9 protein-coding genes are annotated in these 15,139 nt (G+C 47.4%); 5 read left to right on the top strand and 4 right to left on the bottom strand.

Features of this window, described 5'->3' with window-relative positions; genetic code table 11:
• The first annotated feature begins 38 nt into the window (after positions 1 to 38).
• The 4 genes from AC3Y23_RS19880 (at position 39) to AC3Y23_RS19895 (ending at position 10,656) form a co-directional block, all read left to right on the top strand.
• A complete protein-coding gene (locus tag AC3Y23_RS19880) occupies positions 39 to 6,737 on the top strand; it encodes a X2-like carbohydrate binding domain-containing protein (protein WP_379202174.1) in 6,699 nt (2,232 codons plus the stop codon).
• Positions 6,738 to 6,913: 176 nt separating this feature from the next.
• Positions 6,914 to 8,065 (top strand): winged helix-turn-helix domain-containing protein, encoded by a 1,152-nt coding sequence (locus AC3Y23_RS19885; protein ID WP_379202176.1) that lies wholly within the window; start codon positions 6,914 to 6,916, stop codon positions 8,063 to 8,065.
• A 75-nt stretch (positions 8,066 to 8,140) separates the two neighbouring features.
• Positions 8,141 to 9,424, top strand: coding sequence for an MFS transporter (locus AC3Y23_RS19890; protein ID WP_379202178.1), 1,284 nt, complete (start codon positions 8,141 to 8,143; stop codon positions 9,422 to 9,424).
• Positions 9,425 to 9,585: 161 nt separating this feature from the next.
• Positions 9,586 to 10,656 carry a DUF4303 domain-containing protein gene (locus tag AC3Y23_RS19895; RefSeq protein ID WP_379202180.1) on the top strand — a complete coding sequence of 357 codons (1,071 nt, stop codon included), beginning with the start codon at positions 9,586 to 9,588 and terminating at the stop codon, positions 10,654 to 10,656.
• 226 nt (positions 10,657 to 10,882) lie between these two features.
• Here AC3Y23_RS19895 and AC3Y23_RS19900 read toward each other — a convergent pair whose 3' ends face one another.
• From AC3Y23_RS19900 to AC3Y23_RS19915, 4 genes are all read right to left on the bottom strand, one after another.
• The gene (locus AC3Y23_RS19900) at positions 10,883 to 11,662 is read right to left on the bottom strand and encodes a TatD family hydrolase (protein WP_379202182.1); all 780 of its coding nucleotides are present in this window, start codon (positions 11,660 to 11,662) and stop codon (positions 10,883 to 10,885) included.
• Positions 11,663 to 11,719: 57 nt separating this feature from the next.
• A complete protein-coding gene (locus AC3Y23_RS19905) occupies positions 11,720 to 13,036 on the bottom strand; it encodes an alpha/beta hydrolase family protein (RefSeq protein WP_379202184.1) in 1,317 nt (438 codons plus the stop codon).
• 137 nt (positions 13,037 to 13,173) lie between these two features.
• Positions 13,174 to 13,593 carry a DUF3021 family protein gene (locus AC3Y23_RS19910; RefSeq protein ID WP_379202186.1) on the bottom strand — a complete coding sequence of 140 codons (420 nt, stop codon included), beginning with the start codon at positions 13,591 to 13,593 and terminating at the stop codon, positions 13,174 to 13,176.
• A 15-nt stretch (positions 13,594 to 13,608) separates the two neighbouring features.
• Positions 13,609 to 14,046, bottom strand: a complete 438-nt coding sequence (locus tag AC3Y23_RS19915; protein WP_379202188.1) for a LytTR family DNA-binding domain-containing protein — start codon at positions 14,044 to 14,046, stop codon at positions 13,609 to 13,611.
• Between the two features lie 155 nt (positions 14,047 to 14,201).
• On the opposite strand from AC3Y23_RS19915, the gene AC3Y23_RS19920 reads away from it, so the two are divergent.
• Complete coding sequence (locus tag AC3Y23_RS19920) at positions 14,202 to 15,017, top strand: copper amine oxidase N-terminal domain-containing protein (RefSeq protein ID WP_379202190.1); 816 nt, start codon at positions 14,202 to 14,204, stop codon at positions 15,015 to 15,017.
• The last annotated feature ends 122 nt before the right edge of the window (positions 15,018 to 15,139 follow it).

A 15,139-nucleotide genomic window follows, 5' to 3' on the forward strand; every position in this document is an offset into this window, starting at 1 on the left:
AATTATATTTTATTGAAAAAAATATTGGGGGTTACCTTATGGGAGAAGGCTTCACGGCATCAAGGTTGGCGAAAATAGGCCTGTTGTTATTCAGCATATTCATTCTTTTCAGCATTCATCCCTCCGGTTCATTCGCAGCAGGTGCTGCGCCAGACACCTTTATTACCAAGAGCAAATCAGATTTACCTAGTTCCGCGATGACCAATATTGCTTACGGCAATAATCTGTATATTGCAGTTGGCTACTATGGTGCAATTATCAAATCGACGGACGCCGAAAATTGGAGTAACGTAAAAACGCAGGCGGATGTTAATTACACCGGCGTGGGCAATCCCAGCTCTTTTGTCTTTTATGGAGCAGCTTACGGAAGTGGTAAATTCGTTGTTACCGGAAATGATGGTGTGATACTGACCTCAACGGATGGTACGAACTGGACACAACAGACTTCAGGTGTGACCAAAACAATCACGAATGTGAAGTATCTGGATCATAATGGAGTCTCTGCATTTTATGCACTAACGGAAGGCAAGCTGCTGAAGTCCGCTGATGGGATCACATGGACCGCAGTTGTGCCAACTGGTTTGAATGCTACGACAGCGCTAACACAAATCACCGTGGGCAATAATGGTACACGCCTTGCAGTTGGTGATACTTCAGGATTCATTTATTCTACAACGAATGGTACGACATGGACGTCAGCACGTCCGCTGAATCCAGAGGGCAACCCCTCTATCGGTACCAATATGCTGGTTTGGATGAAAGACCGGTATTACATCTCTGACCCTTGGGCCTATGTGTGGACGTCTACAGATTTGTCTACATTTACACTGGCGGGTGCTCCGTTTAAACAAAACTCCTCACAAGTAAATAATCAAATGTTCAATGGATTCTACGATGGCAGTAAATACTATTTGTTTGGCTTTCAGGCCCCTTATGGATATGGGGCGGTTTACACGTCTACAAACGGTACCTCTTGGACTATGCAGCCCTATAGCAATTTTTTCGTGACACAAAGCTCAGCCTTCCTTAACGGGAAGTATTTCCGTCTTGGTAACGAAGGACTTATGGTTTCTTCCAATGGCTCCGATTGGAGCTACAAGTGGGGCGGAACCTATAATGAAATCATTCATGACGGCTCGAAGTATATCGCAGTGGGTAAACAAGGAAGCGACGGGGGCATATGGACCTCTAATGATCTGACTTCCTGGAACCCGGCAAGCGTGTCGGCAAGAGCTAACAGTTTTAATGCCGTAGCTTACGGTAATGGTAAATACGTTGCTGTAGGCGACTGGAACCAGGATAAAACCACTGTTGCAACTTCTGCGAACGGTTCCGCCTGGACAGTACAGACGAGTGTTACGGACTCTACTCTTTTTTCAGATATCGCTTTTGGAAATGGCAAGTTCGTAGCGGTAGGCACGAAGGGGTATTCTAGTCCTTCTCTTAAAACGTCAGCAGACGGTGTCACATGGAGTGATCCTGTTCTGCCAAATCAGAACATTCAGGCGTTGTTCTCTGTGACCTTTACCAATCAACAATTTATTGCGCTGGGTTACTCCTACGATAACTCCGCTAATGTGAATGGATTGAGCATTTGGACATCCCCGGACGGCATCAACTGGGCCAATCGCTCCAGTGGCTATCCGAACCAGACGGATGCAATCAGTGATATTCTCTATGATGGCACTAAATATATTCTGTTAGGCTATGATCCCTCATATAAAATGTTCTCTCGTACCAGCACGGATCTGGCCACCTGGTCTGCGCCAACGGTAATAGGGAATGATTCATTATTCGGTTTGACACCGGTATTGGGGGCAAAAGGGAATAATATCTATGCACTTGGTGCAGTTTCCGGTACCTATACACCGGTAGTCTATTATTCCAATGATCAGGGTACGACTTGGCAGAATGCCAACGTTGATTTAACAGATGCACAAGCGTATTCTTTGATGTCTGTGAATGGTCAGGTGATCATCTCAGGTAATTCACAGCTCGTGATGACCACGACCTCACCTGTATCATCAACAATCAGCCCGGACACTGCCAGCTTTGATAAGAACGTTGCGGTACAAGCGGATGTAACAACTGCGCTGACGTTGAATGGTAACACGTTGACTAGCATCAAGAACGGCGCAGCAGCATTAGTGGATGGAACGGACTATACGGTTACAGGCAACACTGTGACGATTAAAAAATCATATTTGGCAAATCAGCCAGTAGGGATAACCAGCTTGGAGTTTACATTCAGCGCAGGGAACCCGCAGACACTGGCAATCACGGTGAGCGATAGCACGCCGAAGAACAGCGTGATTACGCCGACAACCGGAAGCTTTGATAAGAAAGTTTCCGCGCAAGCGGATGTGACGACAGTTCTGACGTTGGATGGCAACACGTTATCCAGTATTAAGAACGGTGCAGCAACACTGGTGGCAGGCACGGATTACACGGTAACAGGCACCACGGTAGCGATTAAGAAATTGTACTTAGCTGGACAAGCGGTAGGCACGACAACGCTAACCTTCGAGTTTAGCGCAGGAAACCCACAGACGCTGACTATCACAGTGAGCGACAGCACGCCGAAGAACAGCGTGATTACACCGACAACTGGAAGCTTCGATAAGAAGACTTCAGCGCAAGCGGATGTAACGACAGTTCTGACGTTGGATGGCAACACGCTGTCCAGCATTAAGAATGGCGCGGCAACATTGGTGGCTGGAACAGATTACGATGTGAATGGAACCACAGTAGCGATCAAGAAATCGTATCTGGCGGCGCAAGCGGTAGGGGTAACGAACCTGGAGTTCACGTTTAGCGCAGGAAACCCGCAGACACTGGCAATCACAGTGAACGACAGCACGCCGAAGAACAGCGTGATTACGCCGACAACCGGAAGCTTCGATAAGAAAGCATCAGCACAAGCAGATGTAACAACTGTTCTGACGTTGGATGGCAACACGTTGTCCAGTATTAAGAACGGCGCAGCAACATTGGTGGCTGGAACGGATTACACAGTTACAGGCAACACGGTAGCAATTCAGAAATCGTACTTAGCTGGGCAAGCGGTAGGCACGACAACGCTAACCTTTGAGTTCAGCGCAGGAAACCCGCAGACGCTGACTATCACAGTGAGCGACAGCACACCGAAGAACAGCGTAATTACGCCGACAACCGGAAGCTTCGATAAGAAGACTTCAGCGCAAGCGGATGTAACAACTGTTCTGGCGTTGGATGGAAACACGTTGTCCAGCATCAAGAACGGAACAGCAACGCTGGTAGCTGGAACGGATTACACGGTTACAGGTACCACAGTAGCGATTAAGAAATCGTACTTGGCGCTTCAGCCAGTGGGAGTAACTAACCTGGAATTTACGTTTAGCGGAGGTAACCCACAGACCCTGACAATTACAGTGAGCGACAGCACGCCGAAGAACAGCGTGATTACGCCGACAACCGGAAGCTTCGATAAGAAGACTTCAGCGCAAGCGGACGTAACAACAGTTCTGACGTTGGATGGCAACACGCTGTCCAGCATTAAGAACGGCGCGGCAACATTGGTGGCTGGAACGGATTACGATGTGAATGGAACCATAGTGACGATCAAGAAATCGTACCTGGCGCTTCAGCCAGTAGGAGTAACGAGCCTGGAGTTCACGTTCAGCGCAGGAAACCCGCAAACACTGGTCATCACCGTGAGCGACAGCACGCCGAAGAACAGCGTAATTACACCGACAACCGGAAGCTTCGATAAGAAGACTTCAGCGCAAGCGGATGTAACAACCGTACTGACGTTGGACGGTAACACGTTGTCTAGCATTAAGGACGGTGCAGTAACACTGGTGGCTGGAACGGATTACACGGTTACAGGCACCACGGTAGCGATTAAGAAATCGTACTTAGCTGGGCAAGCGGTAGGTACGACAACGCTAACCTTCGAGTTTAGCGCAGGAAACCCGCAAACACTGGTCATCACCGTGAGCGACAGCACGCCGAAGAACAGCGTAATTACACCGACAACCGGAAGCTTTGATAAAAAAGTTTCAGCGCAAGGAGATGTAACAACAGTTCTGACGTTGGATGGCAACACGTTGTCCAGCATTAAGAACGGAACAGCAACACTGGTAGCTGGAACGGATTATACAGTTACAGGAGCGACAGTAGCGATCAAGAAATCATACCTGGCGCTTCAGCCAGTGGGAGTAACGAGTCTGGAGTTCACGTTCAGCGGAGGAAACCCGCAGACGCTGGCCATTACAGTGAGCGACAGCACGCCGAAGAACAGCGTGATCACACCGACGACCGGGAACTTTGATAAAAAAGTTTCAGCGCAAGCGGATGTAACAACCATTCTGACGTTGGATGGCAACACGTTGTCCAGTATTAAGAACGGAACAGCAACACTAGTGGCTGGAACGGATTACACAGTTACAGGCAACACAGTAGCGATTAAGAAATCGTACTTAGCTGGGCAAGCGGTAGGCACGACAACGTTAACCTTTGAGTTTAGTGCAGGTGCAACGCAGACACTAACGATTACCGTCACCGACAGCACACCAAACAATAGTGGCATCGGCCCGACAAGCGCGAACTTTGATAAGAAGACTTCAGCGCAAGGCGATATAACGGTCACCTTGACGCTGAACGGCAACACGTTCACAGGCATTAAGAACGGTGACAACGTACTGACTGAAGGTACGGATTACACTTTGAGTGGCAGCACAGTTTCGATTAAAAAAGAGTACCTGGCCATTCAGCCAGTCGGTACAACCAACTTGGCATTCCAATTCAGCGCAGGCTCGCCACAAGTATTGGCGGTTACAATTACTGATTCCACGCCAATCGTAGAGGGTCCACCGGTGCTGCAATCCGCGATTGCAGGCAATGCGGAGGTTAACCTCATATGGACGCCTGTAAAAGGCGCTAACGGTTATAAAATCTACTATAGTCTCGTTTCAGGCAATTTCGGAACTGAGGCGGCGACTGTCAGCAGCTCCGTATACAGCTATGATGTAAAAGGTCTGATTAATGGCGCAACTTATTATTTTGCAGTACGGTCCAGTCTTCTGGATGGAGAAGGCTCATTATCCAATGAACTTAGTGCAACGCCGAAAGGTGCACCGGGAGCACCAACGAATGTAACTGCAAGCGCAGGGGACGGTCAAGTAACAGTGTTCTTTAATTCTCCAGTCGACAATGGGGGAAGTGAGATTACGAGGTATGACGTTCTGGATGCAGCGGGTAAAATCGTTGGCACTGGAACTGCCAGCCCGATCACAATTACAGGTCTGAGCAACGGAACAACGTACAGCTTCACAGTAAAAGCGGTCAACAGCGAGGGTAGCAGCGTAGCTTCGGCAAGCTCTAACACCGTAACGCCAAGCGCACCTGCGACTGGCGGGGGAGACAATCCAACTCCTACACCAACGCCAACACCAACACCAACCCCGGGCACACCAAGCACTCCGAGCACCCCTAATCCGGGCAGCACAGGTGTGGATATTATTGTTAACGGTAAGGTTGAGAAGATTGGTACGGCTGAAACCACGCAAGTGAACAACCAGACGGTTACCACAATTTCAGTTGATCAGCCCAAGCTGGAAGAGAAATTGGCTGGTGAGCGACAAGGGGTTGTGATTACGATCCCTGTGGTCACAAATACGGATGTGGCCATTGGTCAATTGACAGGTCAAATGATCAAGGACATGGAACAAAAACAGGCGGTGCTGGAGCTTAAAACTGGGCAAGCGACGTACACACTGCCAGCACAGCAAATTAATATCAACTCCATCTCGAGTCAATTCGGATCAGCGGTATCTCTCCAGGATATTAAGGTTCAAATTGAAGTCGATAAATCTACGCCAGAAACGTTAAAAATTGTGGAGAATTCAGCGGCGAAAGGGCAGTTTACTTTAGTTGCACCCCCGCTTGAATTTAAGGTTGTAGCTATTCATGGCGACAAAACGATCGAAATCTCCAAGTTCAACGCCTATGTAGAACGTACGATTGCCATCCCAGATGGTGTAGACCCTAACAAAATCACTACCGGAATCGTTGTCGATCCGGATGGTACTGTCCGTCATGTGCCAACCAAAATTGTTGAGATTAATGGTAGGTATTTTGCCAAGGTGAACAGTCTGACCAACAGCACTTATTCTATTGTATGGCATCCGAAAGAGTTCAAAGATGTTGCGAATCATTGGTCTAAAAATGCAGTGAACAACATGGGCTCCCGGATGGTTATTGACGGTGTCGGTAACGGCTTGTTCAACCCGGGACAAGACATTACCCGCGCTGAGTTTGCGGCGATTGTGGTTAGAGGCTTGGGCTTGAAACTGGAGAACGGCGGAACTGCGTTCACGGATGTACAGGATTCGGCTTGGTATAGCAGTGCGGTGCAAACCGCTGTCTCTTACAACCTGATCAACGGTTTCGAAGACGGTACCTTCCGTCCGACAGACAAGATCACGCGCGAACAGGCGATGAACATCATTGCCAAGGCTATGAAAATTACCGGTCTGAAAGACAAGCTGGCAACGCAAGCGGCAGCAGCTCAGACGAGCAGCTTTACAGATGCTGTGCAAGCATCAGATTGGGCGAAAGATGCCATTGCAGACAGCCTGCAAGCAGGTATTGTCTCCGGTAGAAGCAGCACAGAGTTAGCTCCAAAAGCAAGTATCACCCGTGCAGAGGTAGCTGTGATTATCGAGCGACTTTTGCAGAAATCAGATTTGATCTAAAAAAAGAATGAAGCAGGCCTTACGCCTCTATATTTGCTGATTGCAGCAGATGTAGAGGCTTTTTTTGCATGAAGAGAGGGGATAAGGAAGCCACATGCCTATTTTCTCTGGAGTGAGGCGAGGTCAGCCTGATATAATGAGGCCATTAAAGTGAACGTGAGAAGGAAGGTTCCTGGATGCGGCTTGAATTGAATGACAATGAATATAAAGTGACTGCCGAAGGACTTACAGTGGAGCTGCTGCCTAAAGAATTCGCACTTCTGCGGTTTCTTTATCTGAACAAGGGACGCACCTTCAGCCGGGAACAACTGCTAGATAAGGTATGGCCGCTGGAATATCCGGTGGAACGGACGGTGGATGATCATATTTACCGATTGCGTAAAAAGCTAGGGGGCTTTCACGGGCTGACGATTCGAACGGTACGTGGTCTCGGCTACAGTCTGGCGGTACAAGATACCGCCAGCACACTCACCCCTCCATCTATCCAAGATACCGCGCTGCATGAGACCATGCGCGAGGTTTTCGTGAAATATCATCAATATGGACAGGGGAGATCCATGCAGACCCTGGCGCGGCAGCAGGATGTGCTCGGTTATGAATTAGATCCTTTTTATGCTGTCTATGTTCATTTTGTGCAAGGTGATCTGGAATGGTTGCTGCACACAACGGAAGCCCCGCTGAGGGATCGGCTGTACTCCTTGATGCTGTTCTTCATGTTCACTGGCGACCCTGCAGATCGATTGGCTAGCTGTGAGTTATTACTTGAACGAGAGATTTTGCCGCAGTTTCAGCATCAGGAACTGAAAATCCTGAATATACTTGACCTTTATGCAGTGGCTGGGAAGACGGACATAGCACTGGAACGCTTAAAACTCACCTATACAGTCATCCAGGAACCGGAGTACGAAAATTTTGAACTACCAGTAGCCATAAGCGAGATGTTTGTTCACCTGGCGGCCGGAACGCCTGACGTACAAGTGGCAGCGATGCTAGGAGACATAGAAGAGCGTCTGAGCGCAAGACCTTTTCTGCGTGAGAGCGGTAGTTACAATATCACCAAGGGATTATGGAAGCTGCGGCAAAAGAATTGGCGTGACGGTGAAGCGCTTCTGGATGAGGGGCTGCAGATTCTGGAGACTTCAGGGTTTGTTCCCTTACTAATGCAGGCACTACATCGAATCGTGTACTGTGGAGCGATTTTTTCATTTCCCCAGGCTTTACAGGCTAAATACAAAAAAATGTTCGAAGCGGAGCAAGCGGCTCGGGGACTGGACCAATGGTTAAAGCCGCTTGAGGCCGTTATTCGTGGGGCAATCCATCCCCTCTGATCTTTCTCTGACATTCCTCTGTTACTTTGACATCAGGATCAACTTGATCCATTCAAGCCACTGGAGGAATGTCTTATGCAAGTTACTGCTCAATCAGCACCAAGCCTATTACGCAATAAAGTCTACATGCGCGTCTACACCGCCTACGCGACTTCGACCTTCGGTGACTGGTTCGATGCACTCGCGATTCAGGTGCTTGTGGGCTATCGCTGGCAGGCCAGTCCGCTAATGCTGGCGCTGATCCCGGTCTCGCTCGCGCTGCCCGGCATTGTGCTGGGCTCTGTGGCAGGCGTGGCTGCTGACCGTCTGAACCAGCTCAAGCTGATGCGCATCTGTGATCTGCTTACCGCCATCCTGACCGTTCTGGTGCTGCTCGCTCCGAACATGTGGTGGCTGCTCCCCTTGCTGATGCTGCGCGCGGGACTCTCAACATTAAATGTTCCTGCCCAGCAATCCCTGACACGTAGCATTGTCCGGGAGGACCAGCTTTTACAGGCGACCTCTCTGAATGGGATTGTGAATCAAAGCTCCAAGATTGCCGGTCCGCTGCTTGGCGGGTTGGCGTTGTCGGTACTCTCGCCTCAATGGTGTATTTTACTCAATGCTTGCTTGCGAGCCGGCTCTTATTTGCTGTTGCTTACAGTCAAAAATGACGGGGTTGTTGCAGAGAAGACGCATTCGGAGACTTCAGAGGAACAGATTCCGTTACGTCAGATGTGGAGCGAAGGCTGGAGCTTTATTCTCCGCAGTCGCTTGCTGTTGAGCACCCTGATATTTGGTCTCATTGGATCACTGGCGATCCAGATGATAGATTTTCAGTTTACGAGCTTATTCCGGGCCATTGCGCCAGAGCAGGAGGCGATGCTGGGCTGGATGGTGGCAGCTTCGGGTGTGGGAGCTGTGCTAATGATTATGGTGATGAACAAGATGAACGCTAGTGCTGGATACGGCTGGAAGATTGGCTGTGGATATGCGCTGATCGGCATGTCGTTCTCCGGTTTGGGATTGCTGCCGCCGGGAGCCTCCGTGATCCTGGTGCTGCTACTGGGGATTTTATTGGGACTTGGGAACGGAATGGCGATGATCACCTTCAATTATTGCCTGCAAAAAGAGACGCCATCGCACATGACAGGGCGGATATTCGGCATCCAAAGTACAATTCTCAGTGCCGTTATGATTGTAGCCCCAATGCTGGGGGGAGTCTTGGTAGAACGTGCTGGCCCTGGCGTCATTTTTATAATTTTCGGTAGTGTCCTTGCGGCAATAGGACTGCTAGGTTTTCTGCTGCAGCGGGTGCTGTGGCATGTTGAAAAAGAGGGAAATGCCAGATCTCATGTGGAGCAGCTTGCCGGGGAATAGTTGAGATTAACATAAGTCTTTATACTCTTTTCGGCCATTAGATTGCTATGCCATACTTTAAAGGGGGATAATCCCTGATATGGAAGGTAATTGGACATGAGCTGTACGAAAATGCAAAGTCCGATAAAGAACCGGAATAAATACCAACATGAGGTGTAGTAATGGCAGACCCTGATTTCAGTTTATTTCAAGAAGTGTTTATGGAGCATTGCAGAAAGACGCTAGAGGACTTTTCCAAAACCGAGGGAAATCAAGATGTATATGCTGTTGTTTTGGATGCAGAGTCCACTTACGGACGGGTACTGTTGCGGTGGAATACTCTAGCAGCCTTGCAAAAAACGGTAGAGTCGTACTACAGTTCTTACACTCCAGATCGGGTGAACGGACGCAGCGGCTTGAAGTTTAATTCGGGTGATTTTTCCTATGAAGATCCGGCTCAGCCGGAAGCAATGGATGAGTTCGCATACCTGCTGGAGTGCAGGCTGACCGAATTGTATGACAAGGAGGATGAGGACGCGAATGCACCCGAAATCCAGGAAGCCAATGATCTGCGTGCAAAATTCATAGAAATGCTGATTGAGATGGTAGATGAGCTTCAGGATGTGATGCAGCTCTTGAACAAGACGGATGATTTCATGGCTTTTGTGGTGGATCATGGTGGAGGTTATTATCAATACCTTGATCGTACGGTGAGTCAAGAGGCCTATTACAGGGCATTTCCTGAAATGAAAAGATTTGCTGTGCATAAGGAGAGAATAAAACAACTGCCCATAACTGCGCAGGTTGAGTATTGGACCAATAGTTATCTGGACCTCGCTCTCGACAAAGATACGGATGAAGCATCCAAGCTGAAGGGAATGTACCTCAATCAATACAATATGGAGGATGAAATCCGACTTCTCGGTGCTCCGGCCACTGACTGGCTTGTTACTCTCTTCGAAATGTTGTCTGGCTATCGCCCAATGCCTGATGGCACAACCGTTGTTGCAGATTCCCTGATCCGCTTCAGCGTTCTGGACATGTTAATGAAGATTGGTCTTGCCGAAGAGGACACAACCCGCCGTTTGCTGCAGATTTTGTTCAGGAAATATGAGCAAGACGGGGAACTCCAGGAGTGTATTAATATCGCTAGAACGCTGCATGCGTTGAACCCGGTACGTTACCCGGAGGAAGAGCATGATGAAGGCAGAACGAAATTGACGAATATTGAAAGTTATCAAAAGCTTGCCTAGAACCGATGGTGAGATGCTGGGACAATCCATATTCATCCCCTGCGATAATGTGTGCTATGAGAAAAAAAGAAGGGCGTTGCCGCCAAGCGGTCAACGCCCTTTTTAAATATAAGAATTTATATGTTTTACGCTATGAATCATTCTTATATTTCCTGCTGAAACGGATACCGTCCCTTTAGAGGACGACAAAGTCGTTTCTACTGGTCCGGAGCCACACGGCCTCGCGTTACAATCCATAGAACCGCACGGTGTTGGCGGTTAAAATTTCCTTCGCCCGGCTCTCTGAATGGCCGTGCAATGCTCCCCATGCGGCGGCCACATCATGGATCATGGCCGGGTGGGTGGTCCGGCCTGCGAATGGCCCTTCAAAGGGCCACGGGCCGTCCGTCTCCGCCATCACCAGCTCCTGAGGGTAGCGGCGGGCCAGATCCTGGATCTCCTGTTCATACAGGAGATCCGGCGTGAAAGAGATATAATCGCCGCGCTGGATCATTCGCGCGATGGCCTCTTCCGGGCCCTTGAACCAGTGGAAATGGGCCCGGGTAATGCCGTGCTTGTCCAGCAGATCGCAAGCGATCATCGCGTCCTCGTACACGGCATGCAGCACGACCGGCTTGCGAAGGCGCGCCGCCAGCCCCAAGAACTTATCGAGCAGCGCAATGTACGGCGCCATCTCGAAAGACTCGCCGCGCTCCAGCGCTTCCGCCCGCGTATAATAGGGCAGCCCAATCTCGCCTATGGCGGTCAGTCTGTCTGCCCGGGCTTCAATCCATTCCAGCAGCCTGGCGATCTCCTCCGGCGAAGGCGCCGGCTGCTCCGGGTGGAAGCCGTAAGCCGGCCGGACGAGACCGGGATACTGGGCGGCCAGCTTTTCGGTGCGAAGGCAGGATTCATAATTCATGGAGACAGCCAGGAGCGCTTGAACGTCCAGACCATGCAACTCACGCAGTGTGCTGGCGATAAATTCCGGTTCATATTGTTCAAGATGAATATGAGCATCAATCATTCTGGTTGTCCTCCCAAGTGTGCAGTTAATGTGATAAGAACTGTTGCAGCTCTATTTCTATTTTAACCCATAGGTAGCCTTAGGTGTGAACGGGCCTGTTCCCTTTAATACATGGTCAAAGAAATTAAGAATAATTTGGTTTTCTGTTTCAATACAGTAATGCGAATCAATATCTGCTTTTCCACCCTGTAGCATATTGGCGAGTAGAGGAGAAAACAACGGTAAGTCCGTCAGGCTTAAATGTTTTGCACCTTGAAAATGAACGGTATACATCTCTGAGAAGTTTCTATCAGCTACTTTATTTGCAGCATAGACAGATGGCTGGTTATCGAGCTGTTTCCAGACATCGTCAGAATAAATATTAAGAACGGGTGTTGTGTAGGGTTTGCCACTGGCGACGAGATCATCAGTCTTTTTATCATAATTCAACTCACTGAACATGGGGGCATCAATATTGACAACGGCATGCACATCATCACGCTCTCTGCCAAGCCCAATACTTGCAGCACCGCCCATGGAGTGTCCGAACACACCTATTTTATCCGTATTAATTTGTTTATAAAGCGGGTTAGGATCACTCTTTGATTTTTGCAGGATCATATCGATTACAAAATTCATGTCGTCTGTTCGCAGCTTCATCCATTTTTGAATGAGTCCATAGACTTGCTCTATCGTGTAAATACCATCTTTGTTGGCATTACTGACTTCCTGATAATATTCTTTATTGATCGTAACAGTCGTCCCATCCTTTGAAGTCGTATAGAAGGAATGATACGGATGATCAATCGAAACTACGATATAACCATGGCTTGCGAGTTCAGTAAAGGTAGAGGCATTGCTTGACTTAATTCCGTATGCGCCATGCGAGAATACCAAAAGTGGGAAGGAGCCATTCCCATGCACGGGATACCAAAATTCCACATTAACAAATCTGTTTTTCCCCGTGTCATTAAATTCCTCAATCCGGTTGTTGTCAACGTAGGTGTAAGTAGCGGTTGCGACTTTATATTCGCCTGTTACTTTCAGTGGTTTATATTGGGGGAAAACAAGTGCAGGTGCAAGGGCCAGCATTAACGTGAATATCATCACAATTGCTTTTCTGACAATACGCGTGCCTTTGTAGGCTTGGGTAGTTGTTTTGTTGCGGAGAAGAGAAACCGCACCAATTACCGCGGGTAGGAACAGCAGTATAGCAAGCAACACCCAGCGGAAGCTCCACATGATGATTGAGGTCAAGGTAAGTGTGATAAAGACAGCAAAGATAGCCATTCTAACCCAATTTCTTAATTTCTGATGGTTGTGCTTCGTTATCAAGCAATATATTGCCAAGACCATCTCTATAATCAGAGCAATACTTAGAACCAACATTCCCATCGCTGTTACTCCCTTCGTGTTCGTATTCATTTTTTATGAGATCATCATAAAAAACGGCTAGAAGGAAGTATATAGAAAAACAATAAGCTGTAGCTACGGGGGAATAAGTTGCAAAAAAAGAGCGATAAGCTATCCGCTCACCGCATCATTTTTAATTTTTCGTTGATTTTTTGGGCTTCTTTTTTATCATTTTGCCATGATAGTAGACGAATTATAACGTAGATTACCGCAATTTCTAATGCCATAATGAATACCTGCAAGACGTTATTTACAATCCCAAGGACAGCAGCAAGGGAAAGCAAGATCAACTCCAAAGCCCCAAAATGGACTATAATTCTTGCACGCATCTGCTGCTCACTTAAATCATGTGAAGAATACAAAATAATGTTCATTAATGACGCCAAAAGTGAAAAGGCCATTATGATATAAATAGATTTCAAGTCAAAGGCAAGATCGGGATAAAAAATGGTTCGCAATACCGTAATGATGAGGATGATTAATGCGAAGATCATCAAGAAACTTTGTATAATATTTTTTGCAAATTCGGAAAGCTTCATAGGTATCCCTCCCTCTTACAATCCCAGCATATTTTTAAGCACAGGCACATACTGCCTTGATATCACCACGCGTTCCCCGTTATCAAGCACCGCTTGGAATCGGCCGCTAAGGGTCGGATGAATAACTGAAATCTTAGCTATGTTCAAAATCGTTGATTTCGAGGACCGAAAACAGTTCTTTTCTTTGCACAATTCCTCCAATTCATAAAGCTTTTGCTTTACCTCAAAAACGTCATCTTTGCTGTAAAGAAACACCTTCCCATCCACGGCTTCGAAATAATAGACATCACTAAGTTTGATGCGGTGGACCTTGTCATTATGATGTCCCAGCAAAGTGAGGTTGTCTGTCTGTAGTTTATTTACGATTTCATTTATTTCGTCATCTACCTCATGGCACCGGATGAGAATTTCCTCTTCCTGATCACGGCTTATTTCTTCAATTGAGACTTTCATATGTTCACTCGCTTTATCAAATAATTAGTAACTCCGATCACTGAATTGAATTATAATATAAATAATGGAAATCTAGGAGTCTATACAGAACTAAAAGAAAGATTTGTGGTGAAGAGAAGAAATCGATAGAGACAGAAAGGTGGCTCCTTTTGACTATGAAAAGAATAATGATGTTCCTCACGTTAGCGCTAATCCTTAGTTTCTCGATGTCGTTGGCAGATAGGGCGTCCGCTAGAATCGCAACAGTCCATTCCCCAGTCCTTTTACAAATCAATCAATATTACGTGACCTACACTGCACCACAATCCCCCTACCTCGATCAGAACAATCGTCTGATGGTTCCTTTGCGAAGTCTATCCGATTTATTAGCTGCGGAAGTAACTTATGATGCAGTGAATAAAAGTGCTGTGATCTCCAGAAAAAACTACCTAAATGAAACAGAGAAAAACTATAGTTTAAAGATGAACGTTGGGGTAAAAGACATTGAAATTAATGGTGTAGCATCCCGAATGGATACGATACCGGTCTTGATTCAAGGAAGTATGTACATTCCGCTCAGCGTAGTTGCCAAAGCCTTTCATTTGGATACAAAGTGGGATTCGAGTCACAAAATCACCCGTCTTTACGAAGATCCTGGGTATCTTCCTTCTGGTGTCGTAAGTGATGAGGAGCATGTTCTGGGACAGCATTCTGATTCTTTTGTTCGACCCATACAATCTGTCATTCAAACGATAGACAAGAAAGGTGAAGTTCCTCTGATCAAAATGCAGCTGACTTCGCAAAATACAGGAGAGTCGACAGTAGGCGATAATCATTATTTGCGTTTTTATGTTCAGGATTCGAACTTTAGTCATTTTGACATTTACAATCAAGCTCAAACTAAACCTGGCGCCACATTCACTGCGGAGACCACCAATACCATTCTAGCGAAACCGCTTCGGTACATTCTGGTGGATGCCTGCGTCGATTAGCATCGTATAGATCTTCTCACGAGAACAAAAAAAGAACCGGGCGTAATTCGCCTGGTTCTTCCGCTGAATAAATGGATTGCGTCCATTTAAGCATTATGATATAGTTAAATCATTACTCATTT

The organism is Paenibacillus sp. MAHUQ-45 (genome assembly GCF_058133325.1).

Bases quoted from the DNA above. Each gene is read 5' to 3' on its own strand.
- AC3Y23_RS19895 (WP_379202180.1), top strand. From the start codon at position 9,586: ATGGCAGACCCTGATTTCAGTTTATTTCAAGAAGTGTTTATGGAGCAT.
- AC3Y23_RS19900 (WP_379202182.1), bottom strand. From the start codon at position 11,662: ATGATTGATGCTCATATTCATCTTGAACAATATGAACCGGAATTTATC.
- AC3Y23_RS19910 (WP_379202186.1), bottom strand. From the start codon at position 13,593: ATGAAGCTTTCCGAATTTGCAAAAAATATTATACAAAGTTTCTTGATG.
- AC3Y23_RS19905 (WP_379202184.1), bottom strand. From the start codon at position 13,036: ATGGGAATGTTGGTTCTAAGTATTGCTCTGATTATAGAGATGGTCTTG.
- AC3Y23_RS19885 (WP_379202176.1), top strand. From the start codon at position 6,914: ATGCGGCTTGAATTGAATGACAATGAATATAAAGTGACTGCCGAAGGA.
- AC3Y23_RS19890 (WP_379202178.1), top strand. From the start codon at position 8,141: ATGCAAGTTACTGCTCAATCAGCACCAAGCCTATTACGCAATAAAGTC.
- AC3Y23_RS19915 (WP_379202188.1), bottom strand. From the start codon at position 14,046: ATGAAAGTCTCAATTGAAGAAATAAGCCGTGATCAGGAAGAGGAAATT.
- AC3Y23_RS19880 (WP_379202174.1), top strand. From the start codon at position 39: ATGGGAGAAGGCTTCACGGCATCAAGGTTGGCGAAAATAGGCCTGTTG.
- AC3Y23_RS19920 (WP_379202190.1), top strand. From the start codon at position 14,202: ATGAAAAGAATAATGATGTTCCTCACGTTAGCGCTAATCCTTAGTTTC.